Origin of the sequence: Microbacterium pseudoresistens (assembly GCF_013409745.1) — a bacterium.
In the GTDB taxonomy this organism is placed as follows: domain Bacteria; phylum Actinomycetota; class Actinomycetes; order Actinomycetales; family Microbacteriaceae; genus Microbacterium; species Microbacterium pseudoresistens.
This window is the reverse complement of the sequence record NZ_JACCBH010000001.1, coordinates 1,936,182-1,949,969: the sequence shown is the minus strand read 5'-3', so window position 1 is coordinate 1,949,969 and position 13,788 is coordinate 1,936,182. Positions and strand designations below refer to the sequence as shown.

12 protein-coding genes are annotated in these 13,788 nt (G+C 67.5%); 7 read left to right on the top strand and 5 right to left on the bottom strand.

From position 1 onward, the window contains the following. Nucleotides 1-106 precede the first annotated feature (106 nt). On the top strand, nt 107-1,036 hold the full coding sequence (locus tag BKA02_RS09665) for a substrate-binding domain-containing protein (RefSeq protein WP_218844508.1): 930 nt from the start codon (nt 107-109) through the stop codon (nt 1,034-1,036). Next, complete coding sequence (locus BKA02_RS09660) at nt 1,033-1,494, top strand: RpiB/LacA/LacB family sugar-phosphate isomerase (RefSeq protein WP_179433545.1); 462 nt, start codon at nt 1,033-1,035, stop codon at nt 1,492-1,494. Before BKA02_RS09665 ends, BKA02_RS09660 begins: the two co-directional genes overlap by 4 nt. Here BKA02_RS09660 and BKA02_RS09655 read toward each other — a convergent pair. The 4 genes from BKA02_RS09655 to BKA02_RS09640 are packed head-to-tail and all read right to left on the bottom strand — an operon-like array spanning nt 1,488 to nt 4,937. Next, nucleotides 1,488-2,336, bottom strand: a complete 849-nt coding sequence (locus BKA02_RS09655; RefSeq protein WP_179433543.1) for an alpha/beta fold hydrolase — start codon at nt 2,334-2,336, stop codon at nt 1,488-1,490. The genes BKA02_RS09660 and BKA02_RS09655 overlap by 7 nt on opposite strands. Further along, the gene (locus BKA02_RS09650; protein ID WP_179433541.1) at nt 2,336-3,154 is read right to left on the bottom strand and encodes a 3-methyl-2-oxobutanoate hydroxymethyltransferase; all 819 of its coding nucleotides are present in this window, start codon (nt 3,152-3,154) and stop codon (nt 2,336-2,338) included. The genes BKA02_RS09655 and BKA02_RS09650 overlap by 1 nt, the downstream gene beginning before the upstream one ends. Further along, nucleotides 3,151-3,633, bottom strand: coding sequence for a 3-methyl-2-oxobutanoate hydroxymethyltransferase (locus BKA02_RS09645; RefSeq protein ID WP_179433539.1), 483 nt, complete (start codon nt 3,631-3,633; stop codon nt 3,151-3,153). The genes BKA02_RS09650 and BKA02_RS09645 overlap by 4 nt, the downstream gene beginning before the upstream one ends. A gap of 2 nt (nt 3,634-3,635) precedes the next feature. Next, nucleotides 3,636-4,937, bottom strand: coding sequence for an aromatic ring-hydroxylating dioxygenase subunit alpha (locus tag BKA02_RS09640; RefSeq protein WP_179433537.1), 1,302 nt, complete (start codon nt 4,935-4,937; stop codon nt 3,636-3,638). 264 nt (nt 4,938-5,201) lie between these two features. Here BKA02_RS09640 and phtC point away from each other — a divergent pair, with 264 nt between their 5' ends. From phtC to BKA02_RS09615, 5 genes are all read left to right on the top strand, one after another. Further along, the gene (gene phtC, locus BKA02_RS09635; RefSeq protein WP_179433535.1) at nt 5,202-6,143 is read left to right on the top strand and encodes a 3,4-dihydroxyphthalate decarboxylase; all 942 of its coding nucleotides are present in this window, start codon (nt 5,202-5,204) and stop codon (nt 6,141-6,143) included. Between the two features lie 66 nt (nt 6,144-6,209). Continuing rightward, nucleotides 6,210-7,655: an aldehyde dehydrogenase family protein gene (locus tag BKA02_RS09630; RefSeq protein WP_179433533.1), complete on the top strand. Its 1,446-nt coding sequence runs from the start codon at nt 6,210-6,212 to the stop codon at nt 7,653-7,655. A gap of 26 nt (nt 7,656-7,681) precedes the next feature. Further along, nucleotides 7,682-8,347, top strand: coding sequence for a Maf family protein (locus BKA02_RS09625; protein ID WP_179433531.1), 666 nt, complete (start codon nt 7,682-7,684; stop codon nt 8,345-8,347). Between the two features lie 78 nt (nt 8,348-8,425). Then, nucleotides 8,426-10,222, top strand: a complete 1,797-nt coding sequence (locus tag BKA02_RS09620; RefSeq protein ID WP_246286008.1) for an acetyl/propionyl/methylcrotonyl-CoA carboxylase subunit alpha — start codon at nt 8,426-8,428, stop codon at nt 10,220-10,222. Between the two features lie 62 nt (nt 10,223-10,284). Further along, on the top strand, nt 10,285-12,294 hold the full coding sequence (locus BKA02_RS09615; RefSeq protein ID WP_179433528.1) for a TPM domain-containing protein: 2,010 nt from the start codon (nt 10,285-10,287) through the stop codon (nt 12,292-12,294). A 27-nt stretch (nt 12,295-12,321) separates the two neighbouring features. On the opposite strand, the gene BKA02_RS09610 is transcribed toward BKA02_RS09615, so the two are convergent. Continuing rightward, nucleotides 12,322-13,770, bottom strand: a complete 1,449-nt coding sequence (locus BKA02_RS09610) for an NAD(P)H-quinone dehydrogenase (RefSeq protein WP_370467862.1) — start codon at nt 13,768-13,770, stop codon at nt 12,322-12,324. Between the last annotated feature and the right edge of the window lie 18 nt (nt 13,771-13,788).

Sequence of the window (13,788 nt, the reverse complement as noted above, 5' to 3'; positions counted from 1 at the left end):
CAACACTGTTCCTGTCATCTGCGCTTCCTCGGGATCGAAATTGGCTTAATGGTCATACCGGAGTAGCATTTAGTCTAAGACCTTACCGTGATCTCGGGAGACACAGGTGCGATTGTCACTACTGACGCGAGAGCAGGGTGCGAACCGTGCACTCATCACCGGAGGGACCGCGGCCTCCGGCATCGGCTACGAGCAGGCAGACGAACCCGTGCTCGTCACGGGCTTCCGCAAGATGGTGCGATCTCTCGAGTTCGACGTCGCAGAGATGGCGATCACGACGTACCTGACCGCCAAAGAACACGGGGGCGGATTCACCGCTTTGCCGATATTCCTGGTGCGCGACTTCCATCATGGTGCGACACAGGTTCGCGCTGCTGACGCCGGGCGTCGCGCGGATAGTCTCAACGGCGCACGCATCGGAGTCAACCGCGGATACACCGTCACGACGGGCGTCTGGGGTCGTGGCGCACTCGCGGACGCCGGACTCGATCTGGACTCCGTCACATGGGTGCGTTCCGGAGACGAGCACGTCGCCTCCTACGCTCCCCCTACGAACGTCGTGCAGGCGCCCGACGGAGTCACGCTGGAAGAGATGCTCCTGTCCGGCGACCTGGACGCCGTCGTCGGCGCCGCTCTTGACCACCCGGACGTCGCTCCGCTGATCACGGACCCAGACGACGCGGCTGCGGAGTCGGTCGAGACGACCGGCGTCTTCCCGATAAACCACCTCGTCGTGATCCGCGACGAACTGCTCGCCGAACACGCCTCGCTCGCGGAGGCGGTCTTCACCGATTTCGCGACGGCGAAGCGCGGCTATCTCGAGCAACTCGCCGACGGACGGGGCGACACCCGCCAGGATCGGGTTCTGCGCCGCGTCGCGCAGATCACCGGCGCCGATCCCCTTCCTTACGGCATCGACGAGAACCGCACGACGTTGAACGCGCTCATCGAGCACGCTATGTCGCAGCACATCATTCGTTCCGCCCCTGCGCTTGACGCCGTCTTCGAGCCTTCCACGTTCGGACTCATCGGATGATAAGCACTCTTGCGCGCATCGTCATCACCGGGGATCACCACGGCGTGAGACTCGCCGGCCGCCTCACAGATGTTCTGACGGCGCGCGGGCACGTCGTCGCCAACCTCGCCCCTCAGAACGCGGGGATCGTCGACTATCCGCCGCTCTGCGCTGATGTCGGGCATCGTGTGGCGAACGGCGAAGCCGATCTCGGCATCGTGATCGGAGGCAGCGGACAGGGCGAAGTCATCGCATGCAACAAGGTGCGCGGCATCCGAGCGGGACTGGCCTACTCCGAGTTCGCCGTCGATATCTCACGTGGCAACAACGACGCGAACGTCATGGTGATCGGCACGAAGGTCATCGACGAGGAGACGGCGTTGTCGCTGGTCGACCGTTGGCTAGCCACGCCGTTCAAAGGCGCGGAGCACGCGATCCGCATCGCCCAGATCGCACAGATGGAAGAAGACCGTCACTGACGCGAGAGGAACTCGCGCACCCGGGCTGTCGACGCCTCAGGCGTCTGCTCGGCGACCGGTACGTCCCAGTACTGGTTGTCCGGCAGCGTCTCCTGCAGGTAACGAGCCGCCGAGCGCGTGTGCGAGAGGTCCTCGCCGGGGACGATCAGCGCAGGGATGTCGAGCAGTCGAAGATCCTCGGGTTCCGGCCCGGGCACCGTGTCACGGTCGAAGAGCAGCCGGGACGTGCCGGACACGATCGTGACGTAGCTCTCGAGCGGAATGCGGGCGAAGTCGGTGGCGAAGGTCTCGTCGGAGCGCAGCGCCGGCGCCCACGGCCCCACGCGTGGATCCTTGGTAAACCCCTCGGTCGTGGAACGGGCGAGCTCTGCGACGGCCTCAAGTCCGTGCTCCAGCGCCCACCCCAGATGATGGGTGAAGCGCTGATGCTGCGCCGCCCGATAAGTGACACCGCCGGCCGGCGAGAAGAGCACCATGCTGCGCACGCGCTCGGGATGCTCCACCGCCAGCTGAGCCGCCGACGTGCAGCCCACGCACCCGCCCATGGTGTGCACACTGCCGATGCCCAGGCCGTCGAGCAAACCGACCACCTGAGCGACGTACTTGCTCCACGAGAGGCGCTCCACGCGCCCGCCCGACTGTCCCGACTCACGCCGGTCGAACACGATGCACGTGTACTCTTTGGACAGTGCGTCGATGAATCCGAGCTGTTTGTAGCGGCCGAACGACGTCCAGTTCTCCAGGCTCGCATTGAAGCCGCCCGGGCTGAACATCAGCAGGGGAGGTCCGTCGCCGACCATCTCGTACCGGGTGCGGATCCCGTCCGCCTCCAAGAATGGCATTACTGCACTCCTTCTGCCGGAACCGTGATCCCGCCTCTGATCTGACGCCCCGCGCGGATGTCTCCCGCGCATTCCTTCAACGCTTCGTATGCGATCCCGGCCACGTTCGCATAGGTGTCGGGCTCGGCATCGACCCACTTGTGGTTGTAGCCGAGCGCGGCCGTGATGAGCCTGATCCGGCCATCGAGCCAGGGACCCCCGCCGAAGCCGCCGAGCACGGGGATCTTCACCGCCTCCACGACGGCGGCACCGACGACGGCACCGGAGTTCGTGAAGTTGAGCAGCGCGGCACCCGCCGACTCCAGGCGCTTCGCCTCGGCGACAAGCTCGTCCGTCATCTCATCGGGAACCTGCACCGTGTCCGCGGCCGAGTAGTCGATGCCGTACTTGAGCGACGTCTGAGGCGTGATGCCGAACTGTGCGAACACCGGGATGCCCGCCTTCGTGAGCCGCTCCACCTCTTCTGGGAAGTCAGCCGCCCCATCGAGCTTGACGAGGTCGACGCCGACCTCCTTCACCAGACGGATGGCCGCAGGAAGCGCGTCACCCGCCTGCAGCGGGCCGTAGGGGAAGTCACAGCTCAGCAGCGCGTGCTCCACACCCCGACGGACAGCCTTTGCGACGAAGACCATCTCGTCGAACGTGATCTCCAGAGGGTTCGGCTGACCGAAGAGGTTGACGCCGACCGTGTCGCCGACCGAGACGATGTCCGCACCGACACGATCCGCGATGCGTGCCATGTGGTAGTCCCACGCGACGAAGCAGACCGATTTCTGACCTGTCCGCTTCATCTCCCGCAGCTGAGGCAGGCTGGTCATGCGCGAATCGCCACCAGCAGCTGGTAGAGGTCTTCATGTTCCGCCGGAACCAGGAGGATCCGCGCGTGAGGTCTGATCGCCATCAGCGTTTCACCACGCAGCTCACCGTCGTCGACGAACAAGAGGCCGGCCGTCATGATCGCGCGTTCCCGCGCCGCCATTCCGACCGCGGCGACCGCGTCCGCCTTGATTCCGTTCGTCGCGAGCATGATGACGGAGTCGGAATGCTCGATCTCCTGCGCCATGGGCACCGCCTCACCGTCGAGCGTCACAAGCTGCTCGCCGGTGGCGTTCACGGTGTAGAAGCGCGCCTGGCCCCACGGCTCATCGGCGATCCCCCGCATGACCGCCTCCGCGGACTCATCGAACGCGACGATTCGCGTCGACCGGGCGTACGCCAGCGGGTAGTCGATCCGGAAGGCCGCTTCCTCAGCGGTGATGGCGCGCGCGCATGCGCTCATTGCGACGGGCTCAGCCATGATCACACAGTGGTCTGTCCGACGCCTTCGCGCGCTTGGAAGGCATCGCCGATGCCCTCCACGAAGGGCTGGTCCGCGGGAAGGACGATGGCGACGGAGCGGATCCTCTGATGCTCAGGCACGTTGCCGACCGGCTCTTCGGCCTTGTCACGCAGCGCCTCGACCGCTCGACGCAGCTTCTGACGGGCCTTGATGATGCCGGCATCCGTCGCGACCAGACGTTCCTTGGTGCGGTCGACGATCGGCCCCATGCTCTCCTGGAGCGAAGAGTCTTGAATCGCGATGCCCTCCACGCCCGAGAACCACTCCCCCGTCTTCTGCTTCTCACGATTGATCAGATAGTCGTTCTCCGAGTTCGCCACCGGACGGTAGGTTCCCGGGATGTTCTTGCTGTGCACACCGGCCCCCGCGATCATCGCCTCACGCTCGGCCTCCGTGAGGTCGCGCGTCGGGTGGTAGTCGAAGCTCCACGCCCAGCAGTTCTCGTCGTCGATCGGAACCCAGAAGTGGCCGTGCATCGGGTGATCGCCTCGCGGCGGCACCATTGTGAAGTTCGGAAGCACCCAGGGCGTCACACGCCAGTAGTAATGGCCTTCCTCGGCGTTGCGACGAGCACCGATCAGCAGACCGCCCTCGTTCTCGACGACCTCGAAGAACGGCTTGACGTCGCCGGCGTTGTATTTGTTCCCTCGGGATCCGGCGAACAGCGGATCGGCTTCGAGTCCCGTGCCCTTCGGGCCACCGCCGTGCAGCCACGTGACATGGCTGGAGTCGATGCCGCCCTCCAGGGCCTGGAGCCAGTTCGACTCCTGGATGCGCTTGGATGTGTAGGTCTGTCCGGAGGGGACCGTCGCGAACTCCCACGTCGGCAGCGGCGGTTGCTTCTCGGGGTCTCCCATGTAGGTCCAGAGGATGTCTCCCACCTTGACGAGCGGATAGGAACGGAGCTTGACGTTGGCGCAGAACTCCGAGTTGTTCAACTCGCTCGGCACATCGATCGCCTGTCCGTTGGCGTCGTATTTCCACCCGTGGTAGGGACACCGGATGCCCTGTTCCTCCACTCGCCCGAAGAAGAGCGAGACACCACGGTGAGCGCAGAACTCATCCATCAGACCGTATTCGCCCTCCGGCGTTCGCACGGCGATGAGACGCTCGGAGAGGATCTTCGCACGGACGGGCGGACAGCCGTCTTCCGGCAGCTCATCCGTGTGCAGCACCGGCTGCCAGTACCGCCGGAAGAGATCCCCCATGGGCGTACCAGGGCCGGTCTGCGTGAGCAGGTCATTGATATCGGGGCGCAGCATCGCTTTTCCTCTCAGTGCCACGCCTCGGGGCGTGGTTCTACGGTGAGCCCATCCAGCTCATCGGTGATCGTTATCTGACAGCCGAGACGGCTGGCGTCCGTGAAATCTGTCACCCCGAGATCGAGAAGGTCCAATTCCATCTCACCGGGTCCACCGACTCGCTCGCGGAAATCGTCCCGAACCCACACATGACACGTGGCGCAGGAGAGCTGTCCACCGCATTCACCGACGATCCCGGGAACTCCAGAGCGCACAGCCGCGCTCATGACGCTCTCTCCGACCGCGGCGTCGACGACGCGATCGCCGTCGCTCACGGTGTACACGACCTTTGGCACGCACCGCTCCTCACATCTCAATGGACTAACCAATCTACCGCACGCTATCATCTTGTCAAACTCTGATCCCGAACGCTGCCCGTGCGGAACCGCATGGGGGACCTCGCCTTCGGCACAGAAAGCAGAAAGGGCGCACGTGCACGGTTCATTCGAAGAGGAGCGGACGCTCATCGCCGACGCATGCAGAGTCCTGGCCGCACGGGGGCTCGCCGATGGCTTCCTCGGACACATCAGTCTCCGCGTCGACGAGGACACCCTTCTCGTGCGGTGCCGCGGCCCGCAGGAACGGGGCATCGCCTGCACTGTCGCCGAGGATATCCGGCACGTCTTCTTCGACGGAACGCCCGCAGGGCCGAGTGAACTCGACGGCTGGGCCGTCCCGAACGAGTTGCCTCTTCACACCGGCGTCATGAAGGCTCGGGATGAAGTGATGTCCGTCGTACACGCACATCCGCCAAGGGTCGTCGCTGCCGATCTGGCCGGCATAGAGATCCGATCGATCGTCGGCGCCTTCGACATCCCCGGCACTCGGCTCGCCGCGGGCGGCGTTCCTGTCTATCGCCGCAGCGTGCTTATCAGGAACCAGCGCCTCGCGTCGGAGATGACCGCGGCCATGGGCGAGCGTCCTGTCGTCGTGCTCCGGGGGCACGGCATCACGAGCGCGGCGCGGACCGTTGAGGAGGCGGTGCTCCAGGCGATCAGCGTCAACATGATCGCCGACCTCTCGCTCGAGATCGTCTCGGCAGGCGGCAGACTGGTCGATATCCCTGCCGTCGACATGGCCGAACTCCCTGATCTGGGATCGACTCTCAACACCGAAACCGCCTGGCGCCACGAGATCGCCCGGCTTGACGTCGGAACACGACGGTAGCGATGCGCTGATTCCCGTACTGGTCTAAATATTAGTTGTCAATTCTTTCAATCTGCGAGGTGTGAAATGCAAACCAGCATCCCAACTTCATTCCGGTTCACCATCGGCGGCGAGGCCCGGGAGGCACTGGACGGGCGAACAGCGGCATCCGTCAACCCCGCCACAGAACTCGCGATCGCCGATGCACCCACCGGCGCGTCTGCGGATGTGGACGCCGCGGTCAAGGCGGCGCAGGCCGCTCAGGCCTCCTGGTCGGGCATGACCTGGTCAGCGCGTGCTCGGGTGCTGCACAGCCTCGCCCGACGGCTGGAGCAGGAGAAGGAGACCTTCGCCGTTCTCGATTCGATGGACGGCGGGAACCCTCTGGCGGCCATGCGCTCCGATGTCGCCTCCGGCCTGGAAGCCCTCACCTATTTCGCGGGCATCGCCGGTGAAGCCAAGGGATCGAGCTTCCCGGCCTCCTCCGACATGATCAATTTCACCATCCGGGAGCCGTACGGCGTCGTCGGGCGCATCGTGGCGTTCAATCATCCGTTCATGTTCGCCATCGCGAAGGTGTCCGCGGCTCTCGCTGCCGGCAACACCGTCGTGCTGAAGCCGTCCGATCACACACCGCTCTCGGCTCTGCATCTGGGTGCCGTGGCCGCCGAAGTCCTCCCGCCCGGCGTCCTCAATGTGGTAGCCGGCGACGCTGAGGTGGGCAATGCCCTCGCCTCTCACCCGGACGTGCCGCGGCTCGCCTTCACCGGAAGCGTCGGTGTCGCCCGTCGCATCATGTCGACGGCATCGGAAAGGCTCAAGGTGCTGACCTTCGAGCTGGGCGGCAAGAACCCCATGGTCGTGGCCCCCGATGTGGATGTGAAGAAGGCGGCCATCGCCTCCATCGCCGGCATGAACTTCGCGCGGTCGCAGGGCCAGTCCTGTCAGTCCTTCTCGCGTGTCTTCGTGCACGCGTCGATCTACGACGAGTTCATCGGGCATGCCGCGCAGCAGCTGAGCGAGCTCCGCGTGGGAGATCCTCTGCAGTCTGCGACGGACATCGGCCCCCTGACTTTCGCAGAACACCGCGATCGCGTCGCGAACTATATTCGAGTCGGCGAGGCGGAGGGCGCACGCGTCGTCTACGGCGGCTCTCACGCCGCTGTGCCCGAGAAGGGGTTCTTCGTCCCGCCGACCATGTTCGCGGACGTCACGCAGGACATGACCATCGCGCGCGAGGAGATCTTCGGCCCCGTCATGAGCATCATGCGCTGGGATGATGAAGCAAAGCTCGTATCCGACCTGAACGCTGTCGACTACGGCCTCACGGCGAGCATCTGGACGAACGACGCCTCTCGGGCATATCGCCTCGCCTCTGCCGTCGAAGCCGGGTACGTCTGGATCAACAAAGTGGGCCCGCGCCCATACGGGGCTCCGTTCGGCGGGTATAAGCTCAGTGGCTTCGGCAAGGAGAGCAACATCGAGGAACTGCTGAGCTTCACCCGCGAGAAGGTCATCGATCACGCATTGTAGATCAGCCATTCCTCTAGCGTGGAGGCATGCGCGTATGCCTGGCCTCCACCTCCCCCGCCCGCCTCGCCCTGCTGCGCCAGAGCGGGATCGAGCCGCTCACCATCGCGCCCGATGTCGATGAGGATGCCGTGGCCGCCAGAGCGGAGGCCGAGCGCGGCGAGCCCCTGCCGCCCCCCGAGCTCGTGCTGCTGCTCGGGCGGGCCAAGGCTGCGGACGTCGCCGCGCGGATTCCGCAGCAGGTGCCGGACTTCGACGGCATCGTCATCGGCGGCGACTCGATGTTCGCGCTCGACGGGCGCGTCTACGGCAAGCCGTACGAGCCGGCGGAGGCGACGCGGCGCTGGCGCGAGATGCGCGGCCGCACGGGCGTGCTGCACTCCGGTCACAGCGTCTTCCGGCTGCGTCCTGGTGCCGACCCCGTCGAGGCGCACGCGGTCGCCGAGGCGACGGTGACCTTCGCCGCCGACGTCACCGACCACGAGATCGAGGCGTACGTCGCCTCGGGCGAACCGCTGCACGTCGCGGGCGCGTTCACGATCGACAGCCTCGGCGGCGCCTTCATCGAACGCGTCGAGGGCGATCCGTCGACGGTCGTCGGGATGTCGCTGTCGACGCTGCGTCGCCTCGCCGCCGAACTTGGCGTCACCTGGTCCGACCTCTGGCCGCCCGCCGACGCCTCGCCTGCGTCGTAGACCTGCACCCACGATTTCGCGGGTTTCTTGTGGGAGGGCGTCAAAATGAATGCCCTTCCGCTCGATAAGCTGGCACTCATGCCCCAGACCGAACAGGCCACGTCCTCGCAGGGCGCGTTCGCCAAGGTGCTCGTCGCCAACCGCGGCGAGATCGCCGTCCGCATCATCCGCGCCGCCCGCGACTCGGGGCTCGCCTCGGTCGCCGTATACGCCGATCAGGATCGCGACGCGATGCACGCCATGCTCGCCGACGAGGCGTACGCGCTCGACGGCGCCACCGGTGCCGAGACGTACCTGAGCATCGACAAGATCCTCTCCATCGCCCGCCGCTCCGGCGCCGACGCGGTGCACCCCGGATACGGGTTCCTCGCCGAGAACGCCGAGTTCGCCCGCGCCGTGATCCGCGCCGGACTCGTCTGGATAGGCCCATCGCCCGAGGCGATCGAGGCGCTGGGAGACAAGGTCACCGCCAGGCACGTCGCCGAGAAGGTGGGCGCTCCGCTCGCCCCCGGCACCCCCGGCCCGGTCGACACCGCCGACGAGGTCGTCGCCTTCGCGCGCGAGGTCGGGCTGCCCATCGCGATCAAAGCCGCGTACGGCGGCGGGGGACGCGGCCTCAAGGTCGCCCGCGAGCTCGACGAGGTCGCCGAGATGTTCGAGTCGGCCACGCGCGAGGCGATCACCGCGTTCGGGCGCGGAGAGTGTTTCGTGGAGAAGTACCTCGACAAGCCCCGGCACGTCGAGACCCAGTGCCTGGCCGACGCGGCCGGCAACGTCATGGTCGTCTCCACGCGCGATTGCTCGCTGCAGCGTCGCCACCAGAAGCTCGTCGAAGAAGCACCGGCGCCGTTCCTCACCGAGGAGCAGAACCGCATCCTCTACGACTCGTCCAAGGCGATCCTCCGCGAGGTCGGCTACGTCGGCGCGGGCACGTGCGAGTTCCTCATCGGCGCCGACGGCACCATCTCGTTCCTCGAGGTCAACACGCGACTGCAGGTGGAGCATCCGGTCTCGGAGGAGGTCACCGGGATCGACCTCGTGCGCGAGCAGTTCCGCATCGCGGCCGGCGGCACGATCGATGACGACGACCCCGAGCCGCAGGGGCACTCGATCGAGTTCCGCATCAACGGCGAGGATCCGGGGCGCGGATTCCTCCCCCAGCCCGGGCCGATCAGCGTGTTCAAGACGTTCGGCGGCCCCGGCATCCGCCTCGACTCCGGCGTGACCGCGGGCGACACCGTCTCGGGCGCCTTCGACTCGCTGCTGGCGAAGATCATCGTCACCGGCAGGAATCGCGACGAGGCGCTGGAGCGCGCCCGGCGCGCTCTCGACGAGTTCGAGGTGGCGGGCATGCCCACCGTGCTCCCCTTCCACCGCAAGGTCGTGCGGGATCCGGCCTTCACCGCGGAGAACGGCTCCTTCGGCGTGTTCACACGCTGGATCGAGACGGAGTTCGTCAACGACATTCCGGCGTGGGACGGCGAGCTCGCCGAGCAGGCGGACGCGCCGGGCCGGCACACCGTCGTCGTCGAGGTCGCGGGAAAGCGGCTCGAGGTGAGCCTGCCCGACCGGGTCGCCGCCGCGACGACCCGCGTCGGCCGGCCCGCCGCCGTGCCGCCGTCGCGACGCAGCCACGCCACGAGCGTGTCGGCAGGCGCCTCCGGTGACGCGGTGAAGTCGCCCATGCAGGCGACCGTCGTCAAGCTCGCCGTGGAAGAGGGCCAGCACGTGGTCAAGGGCGACCTGGTGGTCGTGCTGGAGGCGATGAAGATGGAGCAGCCGCTGCAGGCGCACAAGGACGGCGTGATCGGCAACATCAACGCCACGGCAGGCGAGACGGTCTCGTCGGGGCATCCGCTGCTCACGATCAGCTGAACTGGTCAGCTGAACCGCTGCGACGGCGCAGCGGTCGCCGCGAATCGATGACGGGGGTATCGATGACGACGAAGAACGACCGGAGGTCGAGGGCGGCCGCGCTGTGCGCGGCAGCGGCTCTCGCGGTGACGGGGCTGCTCGCGCTGGCCCCGGCGGCGAGCGCCACGGATCCGGATCGGCTGGGTCCCGGCCACCTCACCGACGCGTCCGATGTGCTCTCGTCCGCCGAGGAGCGCCGGCTCGAGGAGCGGCTCGACGCACTGGCGAAGACGGATGACCGTCCGGAGCTGTTCGTCGTGTTCGTCGACGAGTTCACGTCTCCGTCCAACGCGCTGCAATGGGCGGATGCGGCGGCGCAGCTCAGCAATCTCGCCAGTGACCAGTACCTGCTGGCCGTCGCCACCGATGGTCGCGCCCTGGCGATCTCGGCCGAGTACGGCGGCGGAGACGTGGCCGCCGGTCCTCTCTCCGAATCGCGCGTGCTCGACCTCGAGGAGCAGGTGGGCTCGCGCTACTTCGCCGACGACGACTGGGCGGGCGGCGTGGACTATCTCGTCGACGAGTTCGACAAGGTGCCGCTGCCGTGGTGGGTGTGGGCGCTGATCGTCGCCGGTGCAGCGCTGGTGATCTTCATCATCGTGCAGCTCGTGCTGTACGCCCGTCGCCGGGCGGCGCGCGCCCAAGAGCTGCGCACGCTCGAGGGACAGAAGAGACGCGCGTCGATCGCTCTGGTGCGCACCGACGAGGCGCTGCGCACGAGTGAGCAGGAGCTGGGCTTCGTGACCGCCGAGTTCGGCGAGGAGGCGACGCGCGAGTTCACCGAGGTGCTCACCGCGGGGCGCGCGCAGCTGGGTCACGCCTTCGAGCGCCAGCGGCTGCTCGAAGACTCCGAGCCCGACACGACCGCCGACACCCGTGCCTGGACGAACGAGATCCTCGCCGCGTGCACGCAGGTGAACAAGGATCTCGACGCGCGCAGCAAACGCCTCCAGGCCCTGCGCGCGCTGTCGAAGGACGCACCCGCCACCCTCGAGCGCCTGCGCACCGGTCGCGCCAACGCCGAAACGCTTCAGGAGTCGGCCGCCGAGCGGATCGCGACGCTGCGCGCATCGTTCCCCGCGGCGCAGATCGCCGCCGTCGCCGACAACGACTCCGAGATCGGCCGCAGGCTCGCGCACGCCGACGAGCAGATCGTGCTCGTGGAGGACGCCGTGCATCGTGGACGGCCGACGGTGGTGCGGCAGGCGACGCACGAGGCCGAGCGCGACTTCGCCGAGATCGCAGAGCTGCACGCCGCCGTCGCGGCGCAGGCCGAGATCCTCGCCGCACCCGGCGACCCGGCTTCCACCGCCACCCCGGCTTCCGTGTCCGCGTCCACATCGGCGTCGTATGCGACGACAGGCAACCGGGCGATCGACGACGCCGCATCCGCCGTGAGGCTGGCCGAGAGCTCGATCGCCGCCCGGCCGGGAGAGTTCACGGCGCAGACGCTGGGCAAGCTCCGCCTCGCACAGGACGAGCTGCGGCAGGCGATGAGCGCCAAGGACACCGATGCGGATTCCGCCGCGGCTCACGCGCAGCGCAGCCGGACGCTCGCCGCCGAGGTGTCCGCCCTCGTGGGCGGCACGGCGACATCGAGCACGAGGACATCGAGCACCGGGACATCGAGCACGACGACGAGCCCGTCGAGATTCCCCCGCCGGCAGGCGCCGGTGCGCAGCTACGCCTATGAGGACGACGGGCCGTCGACGGGCGCGCGCGCCGGCACGGGAGCCCTCAGCGGAGGCGTCGTGGGCCTGTTCGGCTCGCTCGGCATCTTGCGGGAGGACATGAGCTTCGCCCCGGTGGTCCTGTTCACGGTCGGCGGCGTGCTGCTGGGCGCACTGTTCGGCGCCATGGGCATGAGCGGCGGAGGCGGGGGTTCCTCCTCCGGGTGGGGCGGTTCCTCCTCGTCGCACTCCTGGGGAGGAGGCTCGCACCGCTCGTCGAGTCGCTCCTCGTCGCGCTCGTCGTCGAGTCGCTCCTCCGGCGGCAGTCGCTCGTCCGGGCGCTCCGGCGGTCGCCGGTTCTGACGTCCGGAAGGATCGCCCCTCAGCAGATCAGGAGATGTTCATGAGGTGCATCGCCCTGGTGGCATCCGTGATGCTGCCCGAGAGCGACGGATACGCGGCGAACACCCTCGAGACCTGATCGGCGGTGAGGCGGCGCTCGACGGCGAGGGCGATCGGATAGATGAGCTCGGAGGCCTTGGGCGCGACGATCACGCCGCCGACGACCGTTCCCGAGCCCTTCTGGGCGATGAGCTTGACGAAGCCGTCTTTGATGCCCATCATCTTCGCGCGCGGGTTGGCGGCGAGCGGCAGCTTGTACACGAAGCCGTCGACGGTGCCGTCGGCGATGTCCTTCTCACCCATGCCGATCGTCGCGATCTCGGGCGCGGTGAAGATGTTCGCCGTGATCTTGCGCTGATCCAGCGGGATGACGATGTCGCCGAGGGCATGGAAGACCGCCGTGCGCCCCTGCATCGACGCCACCGAGGCGAGGGGGAAGAAGTCGGTGCAGTCCCCGACGGCGTACACGCCGGACACCGAGGTGCGCGCGACGCGGTTGACGCGGATGTGCCCGGAGCCGGTGAGCTCGACGCCGGCCTCCTCGAGCCCGATCCCCGCCGTGTTGGGGATGGATCCCACCGCCATGAGGCAGTGGCTGCCCTCGACCGTTCGTCCGTCCGACAGCGTGACGAGCACACCGCCTGCGACCACCTCGACCGATTGGGCGCGGGACTTCGACAGCACCTGCATGCCGCCGCGCGTGAAGACCTTCTCGAGCACCTTCGCGGCATCCTCATCTTCGCCGGGCAGCACCTGGTCGCGGCTGGAGATGAGCGTGACCTTCGCGCCCAGGTTCATGTAGGCCGACGCGAACTCGGCGCCGGTGACACCGGAGCCGACCACGATGAGGTGCTCCGGGAGCGCACGCATGTCGTACAGCTGGGTCCAGGTGAGGATGCGCTTGCCGTCGGGCTTGGCCGAGTCCAGCTCGCGCGGAGACGCCCCCACGGCCACGACGACCGTGTCGGCTTCGATCCGGTCGAAGTCGGTGCCGCCGTCGTCGGTCGCCACAACGATCGCCCCCGGTCCGTCCAGGCGCCCCTGGCCGGAGAGGATGCGCACCCCCGCATCGGCGAGCGCCGTGCGCATGTCGTCGGACTGCTGGCGGGCGAGGGCGAGGAGGCGCTTGTTGACGGCGGCGAGGTTGATGGCCACCTCGGGCTTGAGCGGGCGGTCCTTGTCGCCCTTGGCGTAGAACTGCACGCCGAGGTCCGACGCCTCGGCGATCGCGACGGCCGCATCCGCCGTGGCGATGAGGCTCTTCGACGGAACCACATCGGTCAGCACCGCCGATCCGCCCACCCCGACCCGCTCCACGAGGGTCACCTCGGCACCGAGCTGAGCTGCGGCGAGCGCCGCCTCGTAACCACCGGGGCCGCCGCCGAGGACGGCGACGCGCTGCCTGTTCGCGAAGGGGTTGGGCGACATGATCTCCATTCTCCCGCACATCTGGCT

Excerpts from the sequence above, each read along its gene's own strand:
- BKA02_RS09655 (WP_179433543.1), bottom strand. The coding sequence starts at position 2,336 with ATGCCATTCTTGGAGGCGGACGGGATCCGCACCCGGTACGAGATGGTC.
- BKA02_RS09645 (WP_179433539.1), bottom strand. The coding sequence starts at position 3,633 with ATGGCTGAGCCCGTCGCAATGAGCGCATGCGCGCGCGCCATCACCGCT.
- BKA02_RS09660 (WP_179433545.1), top strand. The coding sequence starts at position 1,033 with ATGATAAGCACTCTTGCGCGCATCGTCATCACCGGGGATCACCACGGC.
- BKA02_RS09620 (WP_246286008.1), top strand. The coding sequence starts at position 8,426 with ATGCCCCAGACCGAACAGGCCACGTCCTCGCAGGGCGCGTTCGCCAAG.
- phtC (WP_179433535.1), top strand. The coding sequence starts at position 5,202 with ATGACGCTCTCTCCGACCGCGGCGTCGACGACGCGATCGCCGTCGCTC.
- BKA02_RS09610 (WP_370467862.1), bottom strand. The coding sequence starts at position 13,770 with ATGGAGATCATGTCGCCCAACCCCTTCGCGAACAGGCAGCGCGTCGCC.
- BKA02_RS09650 (WP_179433541.1), bottom strand. The coding sequence starts at position 3,154 with ATGACCAGCCTGCCTCAGCTGCGGGAGATGAAGCGGACAGGTCAGAAA.
- BKA02_RS09615 (WP_179433528.1), top strand. The coding sequence starts at position 10,285 with ATGACGACGAAGAACGACCGGAGGTCGAGGGCGGCCGCGCTGTGCGCG.
- BKA02_RS09625 (WP_179433531.1), top strand. The coding sequence starts at position 7,682 with ATGCGCGTATGCCTGGCCTCCACCTCCCCCGCCCGCCTCGCCCTGCTG.
- BKA02_RS09630 (WP_179433533.1), top strand. The coding sequence starts at position 6,210 with ATGCAAACCAGCATCCCAACTTCATTCCGGTTCACCATCGGCGGCGAG.
- BKA02_RS09640 (WP_179433537.1), bottom strand. The coding sequence starts at position 4,937 with ATGCTGCGCCCCGATATCAATGACCTGCTCACGCAGACCGGCCCTGGT.